Origin of the sequence: Wolbachia endosymbiont of Dipetalonema caudispina (assembly GCF_013365495.1) — a bacterium.
Classification (GTDB): domain Bacteria; phylum Pseudomonadota; class Alphaproteobacteria; order Rickettsiales; family Anaplasmataceae; genus Wolbachia.
Genome location: NZ_CP046580.1, coordinates 786,287 through 813,097, shown reverse-complemented (window position 1 = coordinate 813,097; position 26,811 = coordinate 786,287). Strand labels below are relative to the sequence as shown.

The following is a 26,811-nucleotide window of genomic DNA, read 5'->3' as shown; positions in this document are numbered from 1 at the left end:
TTTATATTCTTAAGTTTTATCGGTAAAATTAGCATGAAGCATTATCCTGCTACAATTAGTAGTCCTGATTTTTCTTTATTAGAAAATAAAATTATAAAATTTGAGCAAGAAAACAGAATTTTTGAACGATCAGTTGAAGAACGTTCTAAAGATAATTGTTTTGTCTTTTATGATGGACCTCCATTTGCAAATGGACTTCCTCATTATGGGCATCTGCTTACTGGTTTTATAAAAGATACCTTTGCAAGGTATCAAACTATGTTACAAAAGAGGGTTGAACGTAAATTTGGTTGGGATTGTCATGGATTACCGGCTGAAATGAGTGCAGAAAAAGAGCTTGGAATATCTGGTAGGACTGAGATAGAGGAGTTTGGTATTGAAAAATTTAATAATTACTGTCGGGCTTCTGTAATGAAATTTATGTTGAAGTGGGAAAAATATGTCAATAGGCAAGCTAGATGGGTAGATTTTCATAATGGCTATAAGACTATGGATAGATCGTTTATGGAGTCAGTTATGTGGGCGTTTAAGCAGCTTTATGATAGAGGTTTAGTGTATGAATCAATACGAGTTGTTCCATATAGCTGGGCATGTGAAACTCCATTGTCTAATTTTGAAACAAGGCTTGATAATGCATATAGAAAGAGAACTAGCAAGGCTGTAACTGTTGCATTTGAGCTTTTAGAGAACCCACAGCAGTTTAAACAGAAATGTAAAAAATGTAAGTTACTTGCTTGGACTACAACTCCCTGGACTTTGCCAAGTAATTTAGCTTTAGCAATAGGAAAAGATATTGAGTATTGTGCAGTGTTAATTCGTTCATTGATGTTATTTCAACCTGCACTGAAATCTGTTCCTAAATCTCAGTTTCAAAATGCTCAGATAACAGAAAATTCTGGAATAACAATAGAGGATAATGGGGTGTATATTTTTGCTAAAAGCTATCTAGAAAAGTTTATTGATCATTGTGAAAAAAATAATTTTGTATATGAAAACTGTAATATAAAACTTAAAGCAAGTGATCTTGTAGGTCTTTCTTATAAACCATTATTTAATTACTTTAAGAATACGAAAAATGCATTTCGTGTTTTTGTTGCTAATTATGTTGTAGCAGAAGATGGTACTGGTGTTGTGCATGTTGCTCCTGGATTTGGTGAAGAAGATTTTTATCTTTGTCAAGATAATAATATTCCAGCCATTTGTCCAATTGATAGTAGTGGTAAATTTACTATTGAAGTTTCAGATTTAGCTGGAGTTCATGTTTTTGATGCTAGTGATGTAGTAATAAGGAAGTTGAAAGAACAAGGGAACTGGTTTAGAACTGAGGAATATACTCATAGCTATCCCCACTGTTGGAGAACTGATACTCCTTTGATCTATCGCACTATGTCTTCCTGGTATGTTGCTGTGACAAAATTAAAAAAAAGGATGGTGGAGTTAAATAAAAGAATTAATTGGATACCAAATCATATAAGAGATGGTCGATTTGGGAAGTGGCTTGAAGGGGCACATGATTGGTCAATTTCGCGCAATCGATTTTGGGGTACACCAATTCCTATATGGAAATCTGATGATGCAAGGTATCCAAGAGTGGATGTATATGGTTCAATAGAGGAACTAGAGCGGGATTTTAATGTGAAAGTAGATGATTTGCATAGACCATTTATTGATTCTTTGACAAGACCAAATCCTGATGATCCAACAGAGAAATCAGTTATGCGCCGTGTATCTGATGTGTTTGACTGCTGGTTTGAGTCTGGTTCGGTGCCGTTTGCACAAGTACACTATCCATTTGAAAATAAGAGGTGGTTTGAATGTAATTTTCCTGCGGATTTTATTACCGAATATATAGCACAAACAAGAGGGTGGTTTTATACACTTTTTGTGTTATCTACTGCTTTATTTGATAGTGAACCATTTAGGAACTGTATATGTCACGGTGTAATTCTTGATATTAAAGGGCGTAAGTTATCTAAGCGTTTAAATAATTATATGGATCCTATGGAGGTTTTTGATAAGTATGGTTCTGACGCACTACGTTTTCTTATGTTGTCTAGCTCTACTGTTTGTGGTGGTAATTTATTGTTTGATAAAAAAGGGAATGTAATACGAGATATTTTAAGGAACGTGGTAAAACCTATTTGGAGTAGTTATCATTTTTTTACTATGTATGCAAATGTAGATGAAATTAAGGCTGAGATTTGCAAAGATTATCAAAGTATTATTGATTGTTACATAATCTCTAAATGTTTCAAGACTGTAGAAAGTATACAAACTTTTATGAACAATTATAATTCTCAAGGAGCTTGTAAAGTTCTGATGGATTTTTTTGAAGTATTAAATAATTGGTATATTCGTCGCAGTCGTAAACGTTTTTGGAAAAGTACTTTAGATCAGGATAAACTTGATGCTTATAATGTTCTGTATACGATCTTTTATTATATATTAAAAGCTGCAGCTCCTTTATTGCCGCTTATAACGGAGACTATATGGCAAGGGCTTAAGTATGAAGAAATATCTGTTCATTTGGCTAGTTTTCCACGGTTAGAGAGTTACGATAATAAACTTATCGCTAAAATGGATTTAGTGAGAGAGTTATGTAATGCTGCTTTTTCTATTAGAAATACTTTTAATATACGTATTAGGCAGCCACTTAGCAGTATGATCATTTATCATAAATTTTTTTGTGGTTTTCTTGAAGATGGCTATCAGGAGATGATAAAGGATGAAGTGAATATCAAAAGCTTGAAATTGGTAAATAGACTTGAGGATGTTGCATCATTAGAGTTAAAATTAAATTTTTCACTGCTTGGAAAGAAAATTCCAAGTAAAATAAAGAAGCTGATTCAGTATGTTAAAGAGAAAAAATGGAGGCAAATTGAAGATGAGCAAATATTTTTAGGGGATGAGTCAGAAAGCTATGTTATAGAAAGGGGTGAATATGAGCTATTGCTAAAGATAGATAGTGAATATTCCGCTGTATTTGATGATGGTAAGGGAGTTGTTGTTTTAAATACTGAGCTAAATAATGCATTAGTTTTAGAAGGAGTTGCGAGGGATATTGTAAGGCTTGTTCAGGAAACTAGAAGACAGGCTAATTTTCATATATCTGATAGGATTAGAGTGATAATGAAAACAGAGAATGAAGAAATTAAAAAAGCAGTAAATATATGGAGTGAGTATATCAAAGAGCAAACTCTTGCTTCATCTTTGGAAATTAGTATAGAAATCGGAGTTAATTTTTATTTTAAAAAATATCGAAATTTAATAATTGGTATTAGCTTAATTTGTTAAGTAGTTGAAAATTTTGTTATTTATGCTATAGTTAAGCTCTTTCAGACAAGGTTATGTATGAGTATAGCTATTAAGGTTGATGACTTAGATGATGGTAATAGTTTGGATAGAAAAGGGCCTGTTATTAATTCAGAAAAACAAAAATCTATTTCTTTTTTGGAAAAACGGGAAAACTTAAGGAGTAAGGATCAAGTTATTGCTTTTGATATTCCATTGAGTTTATTTCACTATAAAGGTTATAGCTCTGATTTTTTTACTTCTTGGTATAATGTATCGAGTGAAATATTTAAAGAAATAAATAGAGCTTGTCCAGAAAGACGGGTATTAAGTTTGGCCTTATCAGTTTTGATGCTTCCTTATCTTGCTTTTGTTGCATTGGGATTAGTTATATTTAATAGATTCAAAGTAGATGATAAAACACAGGCTGGTTTTAATGAAAATAAAATAAAAGGAAATAAAGTGAGTAGAAGTATTTTAAAAAAAATAGTATATAATGTTCTTACTGTGATAGTAATTTTTATTAATATTGCTATGTTGATGGTCTTGGTTATTCCTGCAACACTTACTTTAGCTATTTTTTATCTTTTAAACAGAGAGTTATCTCATTTTTTAATTGCTGCTCTTAGAATCAGTATGGGATTATATCATAATGAATACCGAAGTATTAAAGTATCTTTTTGCGAGGTAAGTCCTGAAACAGGAACTCTTAACCAAGATGTTGCGTGGGATATGAAGATTAAGTTTCCACCACAATTTGGGCAGTTACTTAGAGATTTGTGTCAAAATAAAAATGGTAAGCTATTTGTTGCACAAAATGTGAAACACAGTACTATACTTAAGTTGTCAGCTAATGTTCATTTAAAAAATGGTCTTGTGTATTTATATAGCGAGATTAAGAGTGTAATTACAAAATTGATTCAAGAATTTGCAAAGTTTATTGAGAGATTGGTAAAACTTGGGGGGAAGGGTATTACGTATGATAAGTTGAAAAAATTATTGAATGAGTTCAGGTTTAAAGTAGTGGATGGGGTAGATTTTAAGTTAACAAGTCATTTAATACAGGATGCTTATAGAGTTGCTTTTATACAGGTAGTTAAAATTGCACAGAAAGAAAGAGAGAGAAGAGGAGGGATGGATATAGAAGAAAGACTTAAGGAAGTATTGGTAGAACAGGAATTAAAGAGTCAAGGTAAAGAGTTGCCGACTGAAAAGGAAATGATAATGAAGGATTTGAGAATATCAAATAACTTAAGAAGTGGTGTACTTCCTTTATTTAGAGCAAAATGGAGACAACGTATGGCTGGTGGGGTGATTGGTGTTTACAACGAAATATATCCTCAGGAGATGAAAAAGGCTGTTTCTAAGGCTAGAAGTTTGATTGAAGAATTAAAAAATAGAGGAAAACGCAAATATCAGGATATAAAAGAAAAATTGGAGATAATGTATCCAGAGATACATAAAGCCTTAAACAAAAATAGTGATTCAGTTGGTAATAATTTGAGGAGAAAACTTGAAGATATTTTTAAGTTTGAACCTACTAATCAATGTGTTTACCGAGAGTTAATAAAATCGAAAGTGAGCAAGGCTGAAGTGATGTTAAATAAATCAGATTTGACAATTGATATGAAGCAAAGTTTACTTAGTGAGTTTTATAATTTAGATATAAATGTGTGTTCTTATCATGAAGTAAACCTCCTATTAGATAAAATGTATTCAGAAATAATGAAATATAAAACTAAGAGTTTGTTTCGAGAGCAAGGGAAGAGTATAAGGGATATAGAAGATAATACTGGTGTGTTCATGTTATTCGACGGAGAAAATGAAGAACGTTTGGTGAATAGGATTGTTTCTTATCGAGAAGAAATAGGAAAATATTTAACTCAACCTATAAAATTAAAGAAAGTAATAGAAGAACAGAATAAGAACTTGGATAGTGAAAAAAATACTAAGGAAGAGGGGTCTTTAAGTGTAGAGTTAATAGAATTATGTTTAAAAAATAATCAAGAAATTCTGGAAACATTAGAAAGATTAGGATTAGAGAAAGAAGGGTTATTAATAAATGAAAAGACCGAAAATAATTATAGAGAGGAATTAATATCTCGCGAAAAAATAAGATTCGCAGTAATAGAAGATGATTTATTGAAGTTATGTAAGCAAGAAATTTTTAATGAAGGAGAGATTGAGAAGTTATTAGAGAGGGCAGAACTTGAATGCTGTTTAGCAGAAAAGTGTATAAAGTATCCTACAATAAAAACAAAGGATAATATTAAACATTTTTGTCAGGCTCTATTGTCTCCTTTGATAGGTATTTTGATGGAAAATATAGTAAATAATGTACCGAGAAGTATATCAAAAGATAGTGAAGGTAATTTATTAGATCAAGGTTGGGGATGGGTATATAGAAAGATAGTAAAGCCTGCACAAATTGCTTTAAATTATAATAAGCTTGGATTATCAGCTATTGGAGATAAAAATAGTATAGAAGGAAAAGCTTTGGATTCTGCACATGATATTTATAAGGAAGTAGGAATATTGCTTCAATATTTTGAAGCAAGTTATGAAGAAGTAGGAGTCTTAGTAGGTAATGTATTTTCTGATAATGGGGAGACTTTTAGAAGAGATATATGGCCTAAGATAAAAGAGCATTTGTGTGGTATGTGGAGTAGGTTTTTTAAGGATATTGAATTTACACTGACTAGTAAAAATAAAAGTATTTGCCAAGGAACAGAAGAAATGGTCAAAACTAAATTGAGTGATCTTTGTAATGCAGGGGAGACAACAACGGTCTCTACTTGTAGGTTGTAATAATGGCTTATTCTATTACAACTTATTTGGGTAGCTGAAGTTTTTTCAGAGCACAGATTTTTTTTAGCGATAGGTGGTAGTATTAAAATACTTTCCTTTTATACTGATTTTATTAGCTAACTCTTGCTTATTTTTGCAAAACTTATTTTATTAGTAGTGTGTTGTTTAGTAGTAGAAAATTAGCGGTTCTATTTTATTTTTAGCGTTATTTATTGGGATGATTGAGGTGTATAAGTATTTATTTTTTTGTTGTTATAAAAACTATTATTGTTTTTAGCTTTTATTGCATAGGGTGAGTTCTTTTATTCTATTTGTAAGAATATGAGTAATAATTTAGCTTGTAAGGTGTTTTGTTTTAGCGCTTGACTCTTTATGCTCTTGGTAAACATTTAATCGGTTTGTATCTTATTTCTTGAGCTTTTACAAATTTTACGACTTTTTTTAAAAAATTAATTTCATTATTATGATGTAATTATTATTTTTTGGTTGGTTATAGCTTCAATTCTCTTATTTTGAATACAGTAAGAATATTCATACTATTTTTTTTAATGAACTAATTATCTAGTGTATTTTATGTATGTATTTTTGCATAGATTCTTTAGAATCTTAATATTTACAACTTAATTTTATCATATTTTGTGTTAAGCAACTTTATATAGCTCTTTAATGTTTATTGTGTTTTCTATTAATTAGGCATTGAGTGGGTATAATTTATATAGTGAATGGAGGAAACACTATTAATTTTTTTTTGATTTGTGTCTTGATACAAGATTAAAAAAAGTTCTTTCTTATATTTTCTAATACTCTTACTAGCACTTTTACTTATTATCAAAGAGATGTTTTGTCAAATATGATTAATTTTTCCTCTTTTTGTAGAACTACAACTTTGTTTTAGGAGAGATTATGATAGTATTTTATTTCTTTGCTATTAGGTTTATATTAATAAAATCTTATTGTGCAAATCTATCAATTAAATTGAGCCGTATATTGCTTAACATACTTTTTACTAAATCTTTGCCCATTTAGCACGTCCTCTTTCTTTCTGTTTTGCCATTGCATGATCAAAACCTTTTTGATCAAAATTTATTTTTTTCTCTTTTAGAATATCGAGTGTAATATCTAAAGGAAATCCATAAGTGTCATATAGCTTAAATGCTAATTCTCCTGGAAAAGTATCACCTGGTTTAAAATTTAAAGTAGTTTTTTTTAAAAGATTGATGCCTTTTATCAAAGTGTCTTTAAAATTCTCTTCTTCTGATTTTAACGTCATTTCTATTAAGCTTTTAGCTCTGATTAGCTCAGGATAAATGTCTCCCATGTAAGCTGAGCTTGAGTTATCTATTAATACTGGAAAAATGTGATGAAGTAGTGAGTTATTATATCCGAGTTGGTGGATATAACGTGCAGCTCTTCTAATTAGTCTGCGTAACACGTAATTTCTACCTTCATTTCCAGGCAGTATTCCCTCTGCGATCAGAAATGCAGATGCACGAAGATGATCTGCGATAATTTTGTGAGCTACTTTATTTTCTATATTTCCACAGTATTCTTGTGACTTATTTATTATAGCAAAAAATAAATCAGTGTCATAATTATCGTAAACGTTTTGCATCACGGCAGCTATTCTTTCGAGACCCATTCCAGTATCGATGCATTTTTTTTGTAATTTTTGTAAATTACCTTTTTCATTTTTGTTAAATTCTATGAATACCAGATTCCAAATTTCAACAATTTTGTCGTCGTTTTCTAGGTTAGGGTTTGCATGATCATAAAAGATTTCAGAACATGGACCACATGGGCCAGTATTACCCATGCTCCAAAAGTTATCATCCGTTGCGATTCTTATGATTTTATCATCTAAAAGACCGCTTACCTTACGCCAAATCTTGTATGATTCATCATCAGTATGATAGATGGTTACGGATAATCTATTCTTATCAAGAGATAATTCTTTAGTAATAAATTTCCACGCAAGTTCTATTGCCGTTTCTTTAAAATAATCACCAAAGCTAAAATTTCCAAGCATTTCAAAGAATGTGTGATGTCTAGTTGTATAGCCAACATTTTCTAAGTCATTGTGTTTGCCACCAGCCCTTAAGCATTTTTGATTCGAAACAGCACGTTTTGTTTCAATTTTTTGTGAATCGATGAAGCAATTTTTAAACTGTACCATACCAGAATTTGTAAACATGAGTGTTTGGTCATTTTCTGGGATTAATGAGGAAGAAGAAATATGCTTATGATCGTTATTTACAAAAAATTTTATAAATCTTTCTCTAATTTCATTTAGCTTCATTGTTTATACTGAATTATTTGTCAATGATAAGTTGTAATGATTGTAAAATCAATTTGTTAATTAAAATATTACTATCATTTAATACAACAAAAATGATTTTTACATAAAATTTTTAATAAAAAAAAGTTAATTAATTTATTTTTATTGCAATAATGAAGATTTATTATTTTTTTTTATTTTTAGTATTTATGTAATTTTTTTAAATTAAAGTAAGTAAGTTAAGTAGTAATGTTTAAATATACTTAGTAAAACAGGAAATGTTACTAGTGTTTATATATAATAATTTTTTTGGTTTACTTATTTTAACCTTGAGTGAATTTTTATTTTAGTTAAAAAAAGGTAATATAAAAATATTTGAATGTGATAATGATTTTGCAGCTATGAAAGATTTATAATGATGGTCAATCAGTAAAATATCTAATGATAGGATGGAATAGCAATATAGAGATAATTAATTTTCTCCTACTAACCTTTCTGCTTCATTATATGAAATTAATGCTTCAATAAATTCGTCTAACTCACCTTCCTTTACAATCTGTTCTAGTCTATGTGAAGTTAGATTAATTCTATGATCTGTTATTCTTGATTGTGGAAAGTTATAGGTTCTTATGCGCTCAGAACGATCCCCAGAACCGATTTGATTCTTTCTCATTGTTGATCTTTCTATTTCTTTTTTTTGTCTTTCAATTTCATATAGTCTTGCTCTTAATACTTTAAGCGCTTTGGCCTTGTTTTTGTGCTGTGATTTTTCATCTTGCTGTACTACAACTATTCCTGTAGGTAAGTGAGTGATTCTTACTGCGCTATCAGTTGTATTAACTGATTGCCCCCCGGGACCGCTAGATTTATAAACATCTATTCGTAAATCTTTCTCTTCTATTTTAAAATCAACTTCTTCGACTTCAGGTAATACTGCAACAGTAGCTGCTGAAGTGTGTAATCTTCCTGAAGATTCAGTTTCTGGTACTCGCTGTACTCTATGTACTCCTGATTCAAATTTTAATCTTGCAAAAACTTCTGTTCCATTAACAAGTACAGAAGCTTCTTTATAGCCACCTATTTCTGTACTAGAAACATTTATTGGTTCAAATTTCCAGTTTCTTCTTTCTGCATATTTTTGGTACATGCGGAATAACATTGCTGCGAATAATGCTGCTTCTTCTCCTCCTGTGCCTGCTCTAATTTCTAGTATTGCATTTCTTGAATCGTCTTCATCTTTAGGTAATAATGCTAATTTTAACTTATTTTTTATTTTTGGTAACAATACTTTTTGTTTTTCAAAAAATTCTTCTTTTGCTAACTCTTTTATTTCATATTCATTATTTTCATCTTTAAGTATTTCTTCTAAGTCTGAAATTTCTTTTTTTAGTATATTATATTCATCAATTATTTTAATAATTGGTTTAAGTTCAGAATATTCTTTTGAAAGATTAATAAATTCTTTTTGATTTAAGTTGATAGGGTTTGCTAATTTTTTTTCTGTATCGTTAAATTTTTTTTTTAAATATTGTAAATTATTTTCTATGTTCATACGTCTTAAGTTTAATATTTCAACTATTTGGTAAATAGCATATACTTAAAATAAAAAAAATTTTACATCAAGTAATAACATTATAATATATATACTACCTTATAATGTACATACTACCTTAGATATTTTTATAGTAATGAAAGTAAAGATGACATTAAACAGTCACTTTATGTTTGGGGTTTCCAACATAAAGTCATTGCCCAGTGAATCTGTTCCGGAGATTGCTTTTGCCGGTAGATCAAATGTAGGAAAGTCGAGCTTGATTAACTTGTTGATTAACAGTAAAAAGGTTGCCAGAGTTTCTTCTAGCCCTGGGTGCACTAGACAAATAAATTTTTATGCTATGTATAATGATAAGTTTAGACTTGTTGATTTACCAGGATATGGTTATTCTTATGCTAGTAAGAAAGAAAGGATACAGTATTTAAGCTTGAGCAAATATTATTTGGTTAGAAGAAGAAGTTTAAGGAAAGTATTTGTATTAGTAGACAGTAAAGTAGGACTAAAAGAAATAGACAAAGGTTTTATTTATTGGTTAATATATAGCAATATTAACTTTGATATTGTGCTAACAAAAGTAGATAAAGTAAATCAGAAAAATCTCGATGCAATTTTAGAAAGCACTCAAAAATGGATTAATAAAGAGGATATATCAATTCATCAAATAAGTACTCGTATTAAATACAAAATAGCGAAGGTAAGAGATGAATTTTTCAAATTTGCAAAGTAAAAAGATGAAGAATAATGAATTTTTAAATGGTGAGATATCATTCAAACAAAAAGCTGAAATATTGCTTGAGGTATTATCTAATATACCAAACTTTGTAGGGGAAACTTTTGTTATTAAGTGTGGTGGTATAGCTGTTTCAGATGAAGCGCTATTTAACACTTTTGTACATAATATTGTTTTGCTAAAACAGCTTGGCATAAATCCAGTTATAGTTCATGATGGAGAGCGTGAAATTGATTCTGTATTAAAAACTTTGGGTATAGGTAGTAAATTTGTGAATAATATCAGGCTTACAGATAAAGATACTATGAAAATTATAGAAATGGCGTTATGTGGTTCAGTTAATAAAAAAATTGTTCAGCACATAAATTCTGCTGGTGGTTCAGCCATTGGATTGTGTGGAAAAGATGGTAACTTAATAAAAGCTGAAAAATTAAGTGCTACTCTTAAGGAAAATGGATCTGATAATATTGAAAGAATATTAGACATGGGATTTATCGGTATGCCAATCGAGGTTAATCCTGATATATTATTTTTTATTGAGGAATCGGATTTTATACCTGTTATTGCACCTGTTGGTCATGGAAAAAGTGGAGAAACATATTATATTGATGCTGATAGTGCTGCAAGTGCAATAGCAATTGCAGTTTCTGCATCTAAAATGATAACTTTTAGTGATACAGAAGAGATAGATAAAATTGGTAGTAGAAGGATATCTATTAAAAATTTAAGTACATCGATTAGTTGTGGTAAAATTAGGGGAGAAAGACTTATTGAAAAACTTATAGCGTGCACTAAAATGGTAGAAGAATGTGCTGGAACTGCTCATATAGTTGATGGCAGAATACCTAATGTTATGATTGATTTATTTACTGAGAATAATTCAAGTATATCGGTTATGAGTGATTTGTAGTTTAGTATTGATTGTAGTGTATTATTTTGTAGATGCAATTTATATGTTTAAGTTAAATTAATTTTTGTAAGTAGAGTGCAAAAAATAAAAGTAGAGATAAAAAAATTATTACACGGGGGGGATTTACCTTTTCCAGATTATATAACTGCACATAGTGCTGGTATGGATCTTTATGCGGCATTAGATGATTTTGTAATTTTAAATCCATTTGAAAGGTTACTTATTCCAACTGGAATTGTAATTGCGATACCAAATGGTTTTGAGGGGCAAATTCGTCCACGCTCTGGTCTTGCTGTAAAGTATGGAATTACTGTCTTAAATTCTCCTGGTACTATAGATTCTGATTATAGAGGTGAGGTTGGAGTTTGTTTAATTAATTTGGGTAACCGACCATATGAAATAAGAAGGAGGGATAGAATTGCACAAATTCTTGTTGCTCCTGTATCTTGGGTAATTTGGAGTAATACAGAAGAGTTTTATATGGAAAAAACTGATCGAAATAAAGGTGGTTTTGGTTCAAGTGGTAGGTAATTATGTGAACGTCAATATATGAGTAGTTTTAGTTAAAAATTTCTTGACCGAGGTGATTTTTGTGTATAGTTTTAGTATATTAATGATTTATTAAAGAGGTAATGATGTTAATTTTTAAAAACCATCGTGGTCAACTCCGTAAAACGAATACAGCTCTTGTAGTACTTGCTTCTTTGTATATTGTGGGTTCGGCAGTAGTATTGTCAGCACCACATTTAGTGTCTTCAACTTCAGTCTTAGCTCCACTTGCAGCTTTTGCGGCTACATCACTTGGAATAGGTGTATTGATAACCATTGCTGTTGTATTGGTAAGTTTAGCAACATATGCCATTAGTAAAAATAATAAAATATCTGAGTTGGAAGCTATGAAGTTTATTGTTGATAATGGTAATGTGAAATTGCAAATAACAAGAAAGGAGTTTGAGTATATAAGGAAAAATAACAAAAATAAGGATAAAGATGGAAAGATTATAGAAGATGAGTATCGTATAGATTTTATTAACTCAGATGGTAAAGAGTGCTATGTTATTATTACAAGTGAGAAGAGTAAGGAAATAGGTAATACTTTGCTTTTGAATATAAGTGCATTAAACATGAAAAGTGATGATGGTAAGTATATAATTCAAACTGAGATATTAAAAGTATTAGGATTAGATAAAGTTGGTGCTAAAGAGTTTAACACTTATTTAAACTCAGTTATTATTGGACATATAGATCGAGAACAAACAAGGTGAGAAGCAGTAATAATTAGTAAAAAGAGGAAGTGGTAGATTAACTTTACCTTTTTTACTTTTTTGAAGGTTTTTTCAGGCTTTAAATATTATCTATTATATAATGGGTATTGGCTATTCATGTGTGATGTGTGTTATAGTAATTGAAGAATTTAGTCTTGGTATTTAGGTAAAGGTTATTTTAGTTCGTAAGTTTGGGAGAGGAATAAAATTACAAAAACAAAATTAAAGAATAGTAGGTTGTTTATCTATGAATAAAGTTAGAAAAGTTGTTAGCAAAAAATATAAAGTATATTGGTTATAAAAAATTTGATGGTATTGTATTTGTAAAATTTTTTCAAGAGGATTAGTTAATTATAAGCTAGAAAATTTTAAGTAAGGTAGAAAGAAAAAATTGGTTTTGATATTAAAATAATGTGTTAAAAAGGTTAGTTATTGCGGGTAATAGTTAAAATGACAGTAATAAGGTTATGCTGGTATATAGCTTTTGTTGTTATAATTCTTCTCTAGTACCAGAGAAAATTGATACTTGTAAGTAGTTTGTTTTTTAGATTTACTAATAAAAGATTTTTAAGTTGATTATGAGGATATTATTGTATTCTAATAGATAGATTATAATAAGTATTTAAAGAATTTATCTTTATTTTTACTCATGTTTCATGTTGATAGTAATAAGGAGGAGTAAAAAATTTGAAAAATCATTATGGTTATAGTGTAGTGTAATTTTTTTTGAGATTTGTCTTAATTTTTTGAGTTGAATTATTAAAGGTATGGTAGTTACTATCTAGAGGTTAATGTTCTACTATTATTTAGATTTTTAACTGGTTATTATATAAATTTATACAGATGCAGTTATTTAAGAAATATAATATAGGTCACACAAAAAAATCTTTGATGTGCAAGTTCATAAAAACAAAACGTTTGGATAATTGTTTAATAATATAGATATACTATTTGATACTAGAGCTTTTGACATTTTCTTTTATTGTTCAAAAGAAAAAGAAGTAATAATAATAAAAAAAATAATAATAAGAAAAATTTAACTGAATAATATATAGTTAACTATTAATTTTTCTTAAAAATGGTATGATGAAGTTGTTTTGATAAGCTTTTTTATAAGAGAGTTTTATCCATATGTAGTAGAAGGCACTTCTCAAATAGCAAAAGGGACTATGTTTTTAATTAATAGGATGAGTATATTGTAAAAATAGTGGAATACAGCTATGCTAGTCTTGGGAGAAAAGTGAAAAAGGGAGTCTTTTTTGAAGAGTGTTAAGTTATGAAAATAAAATATTACTAAATGAATATTGTTTGATGAATGAAATTTTTTAAATGAATGTTTCTCTTAAGATAAATTTTAGTTTTCTATTTAAAGTGGAGTTGATAGTGTTAGCAAGTTTTAAATATAAGAAAAGTGGTATTTTAAATGTTATTTTGGAAGATATAAATAAGTCAAAGATTACTAAGAAGTTTGGTGGTATTGATAAATTTGTAAGTGTACTAAAAATAATTAATGAAAATACCTTCAAGTTGTTGATATAATTATGATAATTCCTACAGTTACTTTTTAAAAGTATAAGTTTTGTATTTATATTATTTTGATAAGTCGGTGGCGTTAGTTTATATATAAATAATACTTAAAAGTAAAATGATTATAATATATATACTGCAATTATGTAATAGTTTATTTATTGTTTGCAGCTGCTCGGTAATGGATATCTATTACTTATAGTGTGTGTAATATTGAATTGTATTAAGTAATTAAATTGTTAAGAAGTAAAAAAAAACTATACTTGAACTTGATTATAAAAAAGGTTATTGGATAATTTGAAGTAACTAAGTAAAAAGGTGAAGTGGTTTAATAATTATTGGTCTTAATAATATTTTATAAAATTTAGATTAATGAAAGAGTAGATACAATATGATTTATAGAAAGGAGTAAGTTTTGTTTTTTTTAAAGGTATTTTTTTTGTTTTATACATGATAGGAACATGTTAATAAATTAAATCATTAAATATGATTTATGATGCTGTTATGTTGATAAATAAGTAAGTTATTTATTGTTTATGTAATAAAGGCATTTTCATTTTGTTAAAAACAGTAACTTATTCACGTGAATTGATAAAATTTAAGAAATCTAAATGTTTATTAATCTCAATTTAGAAAGCTTTCTGTAGTATATTAAAGATTGCTGTTGTAGATATGTGTTGTACTACTGGTGAGATCTTTAAAAAAAGGATATCATTAAATTTAACTAATTTATAAGAGGTAATTTTATTGCAAACTAATAAAAAAGTACTTAGAGTAAAAGTGGTTATGTGATAAAAAAATTCAGCTGTAGAGTTTAATTAAAGGTTTGGTGGCTACTTTTTTTTTAGGTGTTGGTATAAAAAGGCTGGTAAAAGAATTAATTGAAGGAAATTTGGGTATATATATTAAAGATATTTATATGCTCTTATTATAACATAAATGAGTAGAGGTGGTAATGGTATATAAATTGTAAAAGCAGTATTAAAGAAATAAAGGTTGTTAGTAAAGATAAAGTTTTTTTTAAAAAAGTTTGACTGTTGGAGTTGTAACTCAGCTATTTCAGCTTTAAAGATGACACGTATATTGGTATACAGGACTTTGACTTGAAAGAAGTGCAAAATATGTGGAATATACTGCGTTTATTGTTGTTTAAACTAAAAATTATTTAAAATTGTTGATGAAAATTATATTTGCTTGATATATTTAAATTTGCAGATAGTATTGTCTAATTGGTATTAGAGAAATGTTGGCTTGGATAGTGAATCCATGATGGGGTATTAATTAGTTTTGACTTTAAGAATATTAGGAATAATAGTAAATGAGAGTGAAAAAGAAGATGGGATAATAAAATTTGTTGTTCTTTTTTGGCTCTCTTTTTCTACAGAGAAAAGCTAGGTTCAAGTGTACTGTAGAAGTTGTATATATTACTTTCTAATCTATTATTTGATCATGTGTTTAAGTAAGGTATATTAAGGAATATTATTAACATTGTAAGTTAGTGAAAAAAGATAGGCTATTTTATAAAATAGTTGGTGCTGCAGCGAATAGAGTGTGTCAAAAGTAGATGAAAATGAAATATGGTGTTAATTTTAATACTATCTTTAATCAGATAAATGGAAGAAAAAGTTAAGTTTTTTTCTTTCTGTTGGTAGTGATGATGATGCTATCTTTGATGATAGGTAAACTTTTTTTTGATTAATTAGGGATAATGATTAAAAGAAAAAGTGGATACCTATATAGTTAAACTTTGATACCATGGCCATTTGAGTAAGTAAATGAAGAGATATAATGGAATTATACATAATATTTATGATATTGGCCGATTAGGAAAGAAAAAAATAATGAAATTATGGTTCTTAAATTATGAGTGAATATTTGTAAAAATAGAGTAATGCTAAGTAAAATGGTGTGTATAAATGATTAAGGTTAAGATTATATGAAAATTTTATTGTATAGTAAAGGAAAGCTTATTTTAGATAATTTTAAAAAATTCAGCACCAAGTAGTATAAAGAAATTTTCTTTTAAAAGTACGGCATTATTTAAACAGTTGTGTTTATTAATTTTTTTATTCTTAATGAAGATAAGGATAAGTAATGGTAGAAGTAAATATTTTTGATGAGAGATGGTATAGTATTATAAAAGATCCAGAGATATTTGTACTTAATGTTATGAAAGTTTCTCTACAAAGATTAGGAATATATCATTATGAGCCAAGTATATCAGTTGTTCTTGCTAATGATGATTTTCTGCATCAGCTTAATTTAAGATTTAGAAAAATCGATAAGCCAACTAACGTGTTATCATTTCAATGTGAACAATTGTCTAATAAGTGTGATTTGGGTGATGTAGCTATTTCAATGGATTCAATACAAAAGGAATCAGATGAGTACAACATATCCATGATAGTTCATGTTACACATATGTTGGTGCATGGATTATTACATTTACTTGGTTATGATCATCAAAAAAAAGATGAGGAAATTATAATGAAGAATTTGGAAAATAGGATTTTAGTTTTTTTGGGTTGTGATTATGTTTAGTTTAAAAAAATTAATAAAAATGTAGTAGATAATAGTAAACTGTGTTATTTGTAAAATAAGGACTATTTTTTAACTATTAACAATAAAGGTAGATATATGGTTCAGTTTTTTTTGCCAAAGAATTCTAAAATTAACGAAAAAGGAAGAATTTATCTTGCTCCTGCTCAGGCAAAAAATGTTAAGAAATTTTTAATTTACCGTTGGTCAGCTGATGATAAGGAAAATCCTAGAGTAGATACATTTTTTATTGATGTGGATAATTGTGGCTCTATGGTACTTGATGCATTGATAAAGATAAAGGATGAAATAGATTCAACTTTAACTTTTAGGCGTTCTTGTAGAGAAGGAGTGTGTGGATCTTGTGCTATGAACATTGGTGGAGTTAATACTCTTGCATGCATTAAGCCTATACTTGATATAAAAGGTGATGTAAAAGTATATCCATTACCTCACATGTATGTAATAAAAGATTTAGTTTCAGATCTTAGCGAATTTTATGAGCAATATAAGTCAATTTATCCTTGGTTACAGCCAAATAAAGCTAATTTACCAAATAAAGAATATCTTCAATCTCTTGAAGATAGAAAAAAACTTGATGGTCTTTTTGATTGTATATTGTGTGCTTGCTGTTCAACTAGTTGTCCAAATTATTGGTGGAATAGCAATAAATTTTTGGGGCCAGCAATATTGCTACAAGCTTACAGGTGGATCGTTGATAGTCGTGATAGTAAGACAGATAAAAGGCTTGATGCTTTAACAACTGACCAGTTTAAATTATACTGCTGTCATACAATAATGAATTGTACAAAAGCCTGTCCTAAAGGACTTAATCCAGCAAGAGCAATAGTAAAAATAAAACAGCTTGTGCTAGAAAAGGGAGGAGTAGTTTGAATATTATTTTTTAAATTCTTCGTATGAGAAAAGTAAATCTTCTGAAGCATAAGGCATTATCAATATTCTAAACGCTTTTCCATTTGTGAGATGAATTGTACTATTATATGGTCCAAGTAGTTTTTTAAATAACTCATGCCTTTGACTACTGAGGCTTTGAAAATCTTCTTGTTTTAAAAGCTTTTTAGATTCAAATAGGTAAAGTATAACTTCATAATAAGTAGGATAAGATGTTAAGATTTTTATATCAATTTGAAAAATTTTTATAAAGGCGTTATTAAAAAACTTTAGTTTTTGATTTTTTCCGTATATTGTGATGGCTATTGGTAATTCTTCAAGTAAATTTTTATGTGCAGCTAAGTAGTTATCTAATTTAACGTGTAACTCTTCTGTGTCACTGATATCTTTTCCATACACTATTATACTACTGGAATTTTGTATTGGGATTTTAATAAAATCAAAAACTTTACGTTCATTTTTGTAAGTTATTACATGTTTTCCTAATTTTGTTCCTTGAATACTGCTAGCAACAGCTAATCTTTGAGAATTTATATATTTATCATAAAATAAATTATAGAATTTTGCTTTTTTATTTTCATTATATTTAAGTATGGGAAACGGTAGAGAGTTAAAAATGTTTTTATAACTCTTTATTCTTTGTTTAAGTTTATTGTTTTCTGATTCAAGTTCGGTGGCTTGTATTTTATAGTCTGAGATGTTTCTTATCCACAATAGTACACCTATTACGGTGTTAGAGTCATCTATTATGCTTCTGCCATAACATATACAGTAGACCTCGCCGTCTTTTGATTTTAAATCCAGAGTAAAGGATTTATTTATTTTTTTTGCTTCAGTAAAATTTTTAATTAGGCTTTCCGATTGCTCGAAGAAATTTACAAACTCATTAAATGAATAAAAAATGGTATTGAGTAAAATTAGTAAATTGGGAGAAAATTTTTCTATACGCTTTTTTGCATCCCAAATATAGAACCCATCGTCCACAGTATCAATTAAATTGTTTATTATGATATTTTGATGTTGTAAGCTTTTAATTTTATTATCTATTTTTAACTTGAAATAAGAGAGAAAGAATATTATTAAAGTTAATAATAAAATTGCTTCATACAAAAAAAACATAGTATTTTTAAAACAGACGTAAAAATTTGTAACTATCCTAAGAGTATGTATAAGTTATGTTGAAGATGTATATAAGTAAAGATTGACTAGTATTTGAAAGCCCAACCTTTTATAAAAGTTAATGGAAGGTTTCATACAGTGTACTACTACGTATTTACATTTAAGTTGCTGAATTATTTTAATTCTTTCTATAATCATTTGAGTACCTATTCTATGATTTTTATGAATAGGTAAAACTCCATCATTGTAGAATCCTGCTATGTTATCTTTAATATAAAAGCTGCATGTTCCAACAACTTCATTGTTTAATGTCACGAGAAAAAACCTTAATCCCAGATTTTTATCATTGTGATTTGGTAGTCCACGAAAAAATGTATTGACAGTTCCAATATTGTGATAAAAAATTCTAGAGATACATAAATCTAACTGTTCTAAAAGATTATTACTATTAACAGTATTTAACTTTAAATTTGGAACAACATCAGCGGATAGGAGATAGCTTTTCATGTTAAGTAAAACTTTTTTTGGTGTACTAACATATTGTATTTTATTTTTTTCTAGAAGAACTTTTATTTTTGCATGTGAATTTATTACCCATGTTTCTTCTGTATTTCTTTTCTTAAGGTAATTTAGAGTTTTTTGTACAGAAGGTTCAGTACATCTATCTTCACAGGACACAAAATTGAATAATGATTCTCTGGTTCTATTTATTGAAAATCCAATATTGTCAAATTCATTATGTGCTTCCCACTGAGATAGATTTGCTGCATGCAGTATATAATCTTTAAGATTTTGAATAACTAAACTTGAATAATAGATTTTTTTATTCTGCATATACAGATAATAAACAATAAAAAGTCCATATAGAAACATAAGCTAAAATTGCAGCTATAATATCATCTAGCATAATGCCTAGAGGACATTTGATGTTTTTGTCAATCAAATTTATAGGCCACATTTTTATTATATCAAAGAGCCTAAAGGAAAAAAAGCATAACATTAATAAAAGGATATTATTCATTTTTTGGTTTAGCGGTATTGATACTAAGAATATTGTCAATAGTTGTCCAACTACTTCGTCAATTACTACTTCTTTTGGGTCATGTGGGGTTTTGTAATGTTTTATATAGTTATCTATAGACCATAATCCAATTAAGAATAAAAAAAGAATAGTAGCTGCCCCTAGAATTTTGTTGTTTAATACTATAGGAACGATTGGATAGGCAGCTAGGCTGCCCATAGTACCTGGTATCTTTTTTATTATTGTGCCAGACAACCCCCATGTTGATATTAATTTATAAAAAATTTTCATATATATGCATTAAAGGAAAGATTAGCTTACAAGAGCAGAAATGGTGTCTTCTATAGAAGAATTTTTATATAGTAATCTATAAACTGCTTCACATATAGGCATTTTTATTTTTAGCTTTTTTGCTAGATAAAATACAGATTGAACAGTGCTAAAACCTTCGATTACTAGTTTATTATTTTCTAGTAAAATCTGTTGGATATTCAAATTATTATTACTACTGCCTATTTTAGAGCCAAAGAATAAATTTCTTGAGTTTAGAGATGTACATGTCATTATTAAATCACCCAAACATGCTGGTCCGAATAATGTGTCTATATCTATATTGTTGTTGATTTTTGCTAGATAAAAAGTTTTTATTTCATTCATACTTTTTGTTATTAGTGCTGCATGAGTATTGTATCCAAGTTTTTTACCTAAAATAATTCCACATGCTATGGCAAAAACGTTTTTTAACGCTGCACAAATTTGCACTCCTATAACATCATTACTAAAATATAATTTAATATTTTCTTGCTGTAGTTTTGATATTAGTTTTGAGCCTAGCGTATTATCTTGACATGCAAGAACCATTGAATAGGGTAATTTTTTTGCGACTTCTACAGCAAAACTGGGACCTGAGAAAATAGCAACTGGATTATTAAGTAAAACTTCATTTACTATTTCACTTGGTAATTTTAATGTGTATTCTTCTATTCCTTTACAGGCTAAAATTATTGTCACATCTTTTCTTAAATTGCAATTATGTAATTGTTGACATACCTGTCTTAAGGATTGTACGGGAGTGGCTAGGATAATTATTGAAGAATTAATTGTTTCTTTAATAGATGACTTTACTGACACAGTATTAGGAATCTGGTAACCTGGTAATTTATCGCTTTCTCTTGTTTTATTAATTAATTCAAATGTAGTTTTACTTCGAGTCCATAGAATTATATTTTGTTTATCACTACTAAGTGAAATTGCAATTGCTGTTCCCCATGCTCCAGCACCTAAGATTGATATCGTCACCAATATTTCTAAAAATTATATTTTACTTAGGATAGTATGGTAAGTAAATTAAAAATATTGCATAAATATGCAAAAGATTTCATATTTATAATTATGAGTTCTTTTTAAGAAAGATGTATATTTATTCATATTTGCTGAAAATAATGTTTTTATATAAGATAATATGTTTTTCTATTTTAGATTTATGTTTAATTATTTTGAAATAATAGTTTTTATTATAGTAATTTTGACTATTTTTTAATAAAAGTTGATTTGTACTTTTCTTAGTCATATATATTGCTAAAATTATAAATTACTTACGGGGTATAAAATATGCGTATATTATTAATCGAAGATGATCAAATAAGTGCAAAGACTGTGGTTAATGCCTTAGCTTCTGATGGACATTTTTGTGATGTTGTGACTTCTGCGCAAGACTATAACAATAATATGGTTTCTTCAAATGGAGATCATTATGATTTGGTTATTTTAGATATACATTTGCCAGGTGATATTGATGGATATGATATTTTGTTAAGGTTAAGGAGTGCAAAAATTAAAGTTCCTGTTTTGATACTTTCATGTATATCTGCTGTTAATCAAAAAGCTAAAGGACTAGGGTATGGTGCTGATGATTATTTAACCAAACCATTTCATAAGAGTGAGCTGCTAGCTAGGATAAAGGCAATAGTACGCCGTACTAAAGGACATCCTGAATCAGTAATAAAGATTGGTAACATAAATATTAATTTTGATTATAGGGTTGTTGAAGTAAAAGGTAAAACAGTTCATCTAACTAACAAAGAATATTCTATGATAGAATTGCTGGCGTTACGTAAAGGAACTGTACTAACAAAAGAAATGTTTTTAAACCATCTTTATAATGGTTTAGATGAGCCTTCAGATAATAAAATCGTTGACGTCTTTATGTGCAAATTACGTAAAAAACTTGAAAGTGCGAATGATGGAAAAAGTCATATAGAAACTGTTTGGGGTAGAGGGTATGTTTTAAAAGAATATCTTGATGATGAAGAATATTCTAATATTAATGTAGGAGAAAGTGATGGTGGTTACCAAAGTAAATAAGTGAAGGGTAATTATTATTAAATACTTTTTTATATAGGTTTTTGTTTAGGTGAAATGTAAGCCGGGTTCTGTTTATGTAGCTATTTATCTAGAGTAAATGTTACCATTTATTGCGTGCGATTTACCCGAGTAGATATGAGGAAAACATAAAATCTACTCTATTTAATCTTGCTCCTAGTGCTGGTTACTCAGCACCAATGTTGCCATTGGTTTGGTATGCTTTTACCATACCTTTTCACCCTTACCTAAAATGTTTTTTTAGGCGGTAATTTTCTGTAGCCCTGAACTAAAGTTACCTCCGGCGGGTATTACCCGTCACTATCTTTCCTTGGAGCCCGGACTTTCCTCTGCTGTATTATTATACAACAGCAGCTACTTATTTCACCTTAACTAATTTTTAACATATAAATTATAAGAGTAAAATGATTTTTTTGTTGCAATGATTTTATGTTAAGTAATGGACTATTATTGGAAATTTTAAATTACTATTAAATAAGTGCTATTATTTCCGTGTTTCTTTAATATAAACTACCTGTAATTACCTTATACTATCTTAGTAGTACCTATTTGATATTTTGTAGCTTTTTGTATGATTATAAAGTTTTTCATTTTTTATTTATTTAATCTAAAATTAGGTAGCTCTAACATAAAGATAACAACATAATTATAATCCTTGTAATATTTTTTATACATTAGAGATCTTATTACTTAAAAACATTTATTATTCTGAGCAGAGATTATAATCTTTACTTTAGTTGGGTATTAGTTGTAGTAAGTTAATTTAGTGAAAAAAAAAGTACTTTAAAAGAAGTAAAATCTAGATAATATAAGGGGTGTTTATTTTTTATTATTAGGTAAGTACTTTTTGTATAGTTTTTTTCTGAGTTTTTTTAAATTAATTAAAACTTAAACTTGTGGTTGTTATGATAGCAGTTATTGCAGCTTTTATGTATACCTAGCATTTGTTAGTATTAATTTTGTTGAAGTTTACTTATTATAGTGCTTGTTTATTGTAGAAATTATTATGGTAGTGTGATGCTGTAAGTACTTATTTTATCAGTATTAAATGGTAACTGGGTAAATTTTGAAAAAATTTACTGTTGCTGATTTTGCCATGATGATATTAGCTATGAAGTTATATAGTTTAATTTTTGTAGAAATTAAAATATTAATTTTATCTCTAGTTATTGATTCAAGGTTTGATTAATTTTTATTATATGAGATTAACTTTTTTTTGAGGAGTGCGATTATTTTTTAGTGTTATAAGAACTTTATTATAAATGATAAACTGGATATTAATTAGTTTTGCTAATGGTGATAAAACTATTGAAGCTCATATTATTAATGATATAACCTTACTAGTATTATCTTAAGTGGATTATAATTAAATTATTATTTGAATAATTTTTAAGCTAAAAGATTAAAAAATTATGTAGCTTGATTTCTTATATGTAAAGATAAATCATTATTAACTCAAGTAGTTTTTAAATTTTTATTTTTTTAACTTGCTCTAGAACTTTATCGACATGTTTGTTGACTTTTACATTTTTCCAAATATTAACTATTTTCCCTTTTTTATTTATTAAAAAAGTAGTACGTTCTATTCCCATATACTTTTTACTGAACATGCTCTTTTCTACCCAAACACCATATTTTTCTAGTATTTCAATATTTTCGTCAGAAACTAAATAGAATGGTAATGAATATTTTGCTTTAAAATTTGCGTGGCATTTAATACTATCTTTTGATACACCAATTATTACTGTATCAAAAGAAGAAAAATCATTTATTTTATCCTTGAAATCTTTTGCTTCTATAGTACAACCTGGGGTATCATCTTTAGGGTAAAAATAAAGAACTACGTTTTTTTTGTCAAAGAAATTACTTAGTGATAAGTTTTCACCAGAGTCTGTTGGTAGGCTAAAGTCTGGTGCGTTATTTCCTACTGTTAATTTCATCTTGTTTTTTTATGGACTTATTATGATACATTTTATATGTATAATAGCTTAAGTTAAAAAAAAATTAATTGAAAGTCAATTAATTTTTTATGTATTTACTTTTTTTATATAAAGAAATTTAATTTTATTAGTATCAAGTTTTATTTCATTTTGATATTAAAGGTTCATTATTAACTTAGTGATTTTTTGTCAAGCAGTAGGTAATCTTAATATTTATTCTTGATTTTTATATTCTGATCTTCTTGCTAAGAGACATAGTCCTTCTGTATGTACTGTATCATTTTTGTTTTGTTATCTAAATTAATTGAATAATATATCTTTATAATTTAAATTATTATTTCATTCATTTTTTAATGAGTTTAATGTAAAGCTATCATAATGTATATTACTTTTTTTATAACTTATAAATGACAATAGTTGTTACAGGTATATTTTTTTTCTTTGAACTAGTTTCTATTTTTTTGGTGTAAATAAAATATATTAAGTTATAAATTTGTTATTTTGTTTGGATTCATTTTGTTTTTTGCTTTAGTTTACTAAAATGGTCTAAATTAGCTTTTTGATTTGTAGCTATTTGAATAATGTGTGTGCATTTATCATAATTTACATGGTTAGTTCTTGTATCTAGATGCTTTTTATTGTTGAATAGTAGTATTTTTCTAGTATATTATTTTTAATACTTTTTTAATCTTAAATTGAGTTGTGATAAAGAAATATTCAATGTTATTATTGAACTTAAGTATACATTAATTTATAATTATCTCTTTGCATTTTATTATTTTATTAATGTAAATTTTTTATAGTAAAGATGTTTATTTATGTTATATTGACGATAATACTATATAAATTTTTGCTTTGAAATAATTGTTAATACTTTTGATTATTTAAATTGATGTTAAGTGGTATTCTTAAATTAAAAAAGGAGTAATTATATTATATAATGAATATTTATAGTATATTTAATATACAGTAATTTTGTAGAAAATAGTAGTAGCTTTATTGATATTATACTTTTTATAAATTTTTGCGAATGATAGGTATAGGTTTTAAATTTAGAGTTTATTAAGAAAATAAAAAGATTTAATTTTAGTTAAATTTTAATGTACTATAATGCTTTTAGGAAATTTTTCTTACTTATATACAGCAGTGAAAAGGATCTAAATTATGAAAATCTTAATATTCATAATGGTGATATAAAGTTATGTTGAGAGTTAAGAGGTAATTTTTTGGTATAAGTATAATTAATATAATAAAGTAGGTTTAAGTATTAAGGTAGTGTTAAGATTATTATGATAATTACTACTATTATTAGTTATGATCAAAAAGGAAGTTTATTAAATTATTAAGGTTTGAAATGGTATTTTTCTAAGAAGTTTTTTAACTTATATTAGCTATGGGCAATAATCTAATATGTTTAGGGGTAGTTATTTCTCCTCATGGAGTGAAGGGAAGTATTAAAATAAAAACTTTTACTGAAAAACCTGAGAATCTTTTTTTATATGATAAGGTGATAAGTAATAGTGAGAATTATAAGATAGACTCAATGTTTATTATAGATGATAATTTAGTAGTAGCTTCAATAAATGGAATAAGTTCTCGTAGTAAAGCAGAGCTTTTAAGAAATAAGAAATTGTATATAGAAAGAGATAAGTTGCCAAGATTAGATGATAAGGATGAATTTTATCAAAGTGACCTTATAGATATGCAGGTAAGGCTAAAGGAAGATAATGAACTATATGGATATGTAAAATCTATATGTAATTTTGGCTCAGGAGATATATTAAAGGTATTGGTTATTAGTACAAAAAAGAGTATTATGTTACCTTTTATTAAGGAAATATTTCCATATATAGATATCAAGGGAAATTACATAGTTCTCAATATGCCAGAATTTATTGGTTAATAAAGTTTTTGATATTTATAAAAAGCATTTTATAATTATAAAATTAACTAAAATAGAAAATTATGATAGAAAGAGCTAATGATATTAGGCCAGGTCAAGTATTAGAACATAACGGTGGGTTATTTTTGGTTCTCAGTGTTATGCACACTCAACCTGGTAAAGGGGTTGCATATATACAAGCTAAAATAAGAAATATTCAAACAAAAGCAAAATATTATGAAAGATTTCGCTCTGATGCTCCAATTAGAAGAGCTATTTTAGATGAAGAGGAATATATTTACCTTTTTACTGAAAGAGATATTATTTATCTTATGCATCCAAGTAATTATGAGCAGATTACTCTAGGTTTAGATTTATTAGGAGAAAAAAAAATTTATTTGCAGGATAATATAAGAATAAAAGTCATAACTTATCAAGATAAAATAATTTCGATACATATACCTGACTATGTTACATTGGTTGTAAAAGAAACAGAGTTTGTCATTAAAGGACAAACTGTTACTTCTTCTTATAAGCCTGCAGTTTTAGAAAATGGAATGCGTGTGAATGTACCTCAATTTATAAAAGAGGAAGATAAAGTTGTGATATATACTCCTAACGATAGTTATTATGAGAGGGTAAAAGAATAAGGGAAT

17 protein-coding genes, 1 other RNA gene and 1 pseudogene are annotated in these 26,811 nt (G+C 27.7%); 11 read left to right on the top strand and 8 right to left on the bottom strand.

Going from position 1 to position 26,811, the window contains the following annotated elements; all coding sequences use genetic code 11:
• The first annotated feature begins 27 nt into the window (after positions 1-27).
• Entirely contained in the window at positions 28-3,294 is a 3,267-nt protein-coding gene (gene ileS / locus GOY14_RS03125) for an isoleucine--tRNA ligase (RefSeq protein ID WP_175809896.1), read from the top strand.
• Positions 3,295-3,351: 57 nt separating this feature from the next.
• Positions 3,352-6,099 carry a hypothetical protein gene (locus GOY14_RS03120; RefSeq protein ID WP_175809812.1) on the top strand — a complete coding sequence of 916 codons (2,748 nt, stop codon included), beginning with the start codon at positions 3,352-3,354 and terminating at the stop codon, positions 6,097-6,099.
• 1,018 nt (positions 6,100-7,117) lie between these two features.
• Here the strand turns inward: GOY14_RS03120 and alaS are convergent.
• Both alaS and prfA read right to left on the bottom strand, forming a co-directional pair.
• Positions 7,118-8,395, bottom strand: a pseudogene (gene alaS / locus GOY14_RS03115) (alanine--tRNA ligase); the annotation flags it as partial.
• Between the two features lie 451 nt (positions 8,396-8,846).
• Positions 8,847-9,926, bottom strand: coding sequence for a peptide chain release factor 1 (gene prfA / locus GOY14_RS03110; RefSeq protein WP_175809811.1), 1,080 nt, complete (start codon positions 9,924-9,926; stop codon positions 8,847-8,849).
• Between the two features lie 136 nt (positions 9,927-10,062).
• On the opposite strand from prfA, the gene yihA reads away from it, so the two are divergent.
• From yihA to GOY14_RS03080, 6 genes are all read left to right on the top strand, one after another.
• Complete coding sequence (gene yihA, locus GOY14_RS03105) at positions 10,063-10,656, top strand: ribosome biogenesis GTP-binding protein YihA/YsxC (protein WP_175809810.1); 594 nt, start codon at positions 10,063-10,065, stop codon at positions 10,654-10,656.
• Between the two features lie 4 nt (positions 10,657-10,660).
• Positions 10,661-11,569 (top strand): acetylglutamate kinase, encoded by a 909-nt coding sequence (gene argB / locus GOY14_RS03100; protein ID WP_175809895.1) that lies wholly within the window; start codon positions 10,661-10,663, stop codon positions 11,567-11,569.
• 75 nt (positions 11,570-11,644) lie between these two features.
• Positions 11,645-12,100: a dUTP diphosphatase gene (gene dut / locus GOY14_RS03095; RefSeq protein WP_175809809.1), complete on the top strand. Its 456-nt coding sequence runs from the start codon at positions 11,645-11,647 to the stop codon at positions 12,098-12,100.
• Positions 12,101-12,204: 104 nt separating this feature from the next.
• Positions 12,205-12,834: a hypothetical protein gene (locus tag GOY14_RS03090; protein WP_175809808.1), complete on the top strand. Its 630-nt coding sequence runs from the start codon at positions 12,205-12,207 to the stop codon at positions 12,832-12,834.
• 3,621 nt (positions 12,835-16,455) lie between these two features.
• Complete coding sequence (gene ybeY, locus GOY14_RS03085; RefSeq protein WP_175809807.1) at positions 16,456-16,902, top strand: rRNA maturation RNase YbeY; 447 nt, start codon at positions 16,456-16,458, stop codon at positions 16,900-16,902.
• A gap of 96 nt (positions 16,903-16,998) precedes the next feature.
• Positions 16,999-17,793 (top strand): succinate dehydrogenase iron-sulfur subunit, encoded by a 795-nt coding sequence (locus GOY14_RS03080; RefSeq protein ID WP_175809806.1) that lies wholly within the window; start codon positions 16,999-17,001, stop codon positions 17,791-17,793.
• A gap of 3 nt (positions 17,794-17,796) precedes the next feature.
• Here the strand turns inward: GOY14_RS03080 and GOY14_RS03075 are convergent, their stop codons facing one another.
• Genes GOY14_RS03075 through GOY14_RS03060 form a run of 4 tightly spaced genes read right to left on the bottom strand, consistent with a single transcriptional unit; the run spans position 17,797 to position 21,250 of the window.
• Entirely contained in the window at positions 17,797-18,930 is a 1,134-nt protein-coding gene (locus GOY14_RS03075) for a hypothetical protein (protein WP_175809805.1), read from the bottom strand.
• Positions 18,931-18,984: 54 nt separating this feature from the next.
• Positions 18,985-19,764: a GNAT family N-acetyltransferase gene (locus GOY14_RS03070; protein ID WP_175809804.1), complete on the bottom strand. Its 780-nt coding sequence runs from the start codon at positions 19,762-19,764 to the stop codon at positions 18,985-18,987.
• Positions 19,754-20,242: a phosphatidylglycerophosphatase A family protein gene (locus GOY14_RS03065; RefSeq protein ID WP_175809803.1), complete on the bottom strand. Its 489-nt coding sequence runs from the start codon at positions 20,240-20,242 to the stop codon at positions 19,754-19,756. The genes GOY14_RS03070 and GOY14_RS03065 overlap by 11 nt, the downstream gene beginning before the upstream one ends.
• Before the next feature lie 21 nt (positions 20,243-20,263).
• Positions 20,264-21,250: an NAD(P)H-dependent glycerol-3-phosphate dehydrogenase gene (locus GOY14_RS03060; RefSeq protein WP_175809802.1), complete on the bottom strand. Its 987-nt coding sequence runs from the start codon at positions 21,248-21,250 to the stop codon at positions 20,264-20,266.
• Positions 21,251-21,562: 312 nt separating this feature from the next.
• On the opposite strand from GOY14_RS03060, the gene GOY14_RS03055 reads away from it, so the two are divergent.
• On the top strand, positions 21,563-22,315 hold the full coding sequence (locus GOY14_RS03055) for a response regulator transcription factor (RefSeq protein WP_175809801.1): 753 nt from the start codon (positions 21,563-21,565) through the stop codon (positions 22,313-22,315).
• 42 nt (positions 22,316-22,357) lie between these two features.
• On the opposite strand, the gene rnpB is transcribed toward GOY14_RS03055, so the two are convergent.
• An RNA gene (gene rnpB, locus GOY14_RS03050) (RNase P RNA component class A) lies at positions 22,358-22,703 on the bottom strand.
• Positions 22,704-23,799: 1,096 nt separating this feature from the next.
• The gene (bcp, locus tag GOY14_RS03045; protein WP_175809800.1) at positions 23,800-24,273 is read right to left on the bottom strand and encodes a thioredoxin-dependent thiol peroxidase; all 474 of its coding nucleotides are present in this window, start codon (positions 24,271-24,273) and stop codon (positions 23,800-23,802) included.
• Positions 24,274-25,666: 1,393 nt separating this feature from the next.
• On the opposite strand from bcp, the gene rimM reads away from it, so the two are divergent.
• Together rimM and efp are read left to right on the top strand one after the other, a co-directional pair.
• Positions 25,667-26,176 carry a ribosome maturation factor RimM gene (gene rimM / locus GOY14_RS03040; protein WP_175809799.1) on the top strand — a complete coding sequence of 170 codons (510 nt, stop codon included), beginning with the start codon at positions 25,667-25,669 and terminating at the stop codon, positions 26,174-26,176.
• Between the two features lie 62 nt (positions 26,177-26,238).
• Positions 26,239-26,805: an elongation factor P gene (efp, locus tag GOY14_RS03035; protein WP_175809798.1), complete on the top strand. Its 567-nt coding sequence runs from the start codon at positions 26,239-26,241 to the stop codon at positions 26,803-26,805.
• Positions 26,806-26,811: the final 6 nt, after the last annotated feature.

Bases quoted from the DNA above. Each gene is read 5' to 3' on its own strand.
- prfA (WP_175809811.1), bottom strand. From the start codon at position 9,926: ATGAACATAGAAAATAATTTACAATATTTAAAAAAAAAATTTAACGAT.
- GOY14_RS03090 (WP_175809808.1), top strand. From the start codon at position 12,205: ATGTTAATTTTTAAAAACCATCGTGGTCAACTCCGTAAAACGAATACA.
- GOY14_RS03080 (WP_175809806.1), top strand. From the start codon at position 16,999: ATGGTTCAGTTTTTTTTGCCAAAGAATTCTAAAATTAACGAAAAAGGA.
- GOY14_RS03065 (WP_175809803.1), bottom strand. From the start codon at position 20,242: ATGAAAATTTTTTATAAATTAATATCAACATGGGGGTTGTCTGGCACA.
- ybeY (WP_175809807.1), top strand. From the start codon at position 16,456: ATGGTAGAAGTAAATATTTTTGATGAGAGATGGTATAGTATTATAAAA.
- GOY14_RS03055 (WP_175809801.1), top strand. From the start codon at position 21,563: ATGCGTATATTATTAATCGAAGATGATCAAATAAGTGCAAAGACTGTG.
- argB (WP_175809895.1), top strand. From the start codon at position 10,661: ATGAAGAATAATGAATTTTTAAATGGTGAGATATCATTCAAACAAAAA.
- GOY14_RS03120 (WP_175809812.1), top strand. From the start codon at position 3,352: ATGAGTATAGCTATTAAGGTTGATGACTTAGATGATGGTAATAGTTTG.
- GOY14_RS03075 (WP_175809805.1), bottom strand. From the start codon at position 18,930: ATGTTTTTTTTGTATGAAGCAATTTTATTATTAACTTTAATAATATTC.
- bcp (WP_175809800.1), bottom strand. From the start codon at position 24,273: ATGAAATTAACAGTAGGAAATAACGCACCAGACTTTAGCCTACCAACA.
- GOY14_RS03070 (WP_175809804.1), bottom strand. From the start codon at position 19,764: ATGCAGAATAAAAAAATCTATTATTCAAGTTTAGTTATTCAAAATCTT.
- yihA (WP_175809810.1), top strand. From the start codon at position 10,063: ATGAAAGTAAAGATGACATTAAACAGTCACTTTATGTTTGGGGTTTCC.
- efp (WP_175809798.1), top strand. From the start codon at position 26,239: ATGATAGAAAGAGCTAATGATATTAGGCCAGGTCAAGTATTAGAACAT.
- rimM (WP_175809799.1), top strand. From the start codon at position 25,667: ATGGGCAATAATCTAATATGTTTAGGGGTAGTTATTTCTCCTCATGGA.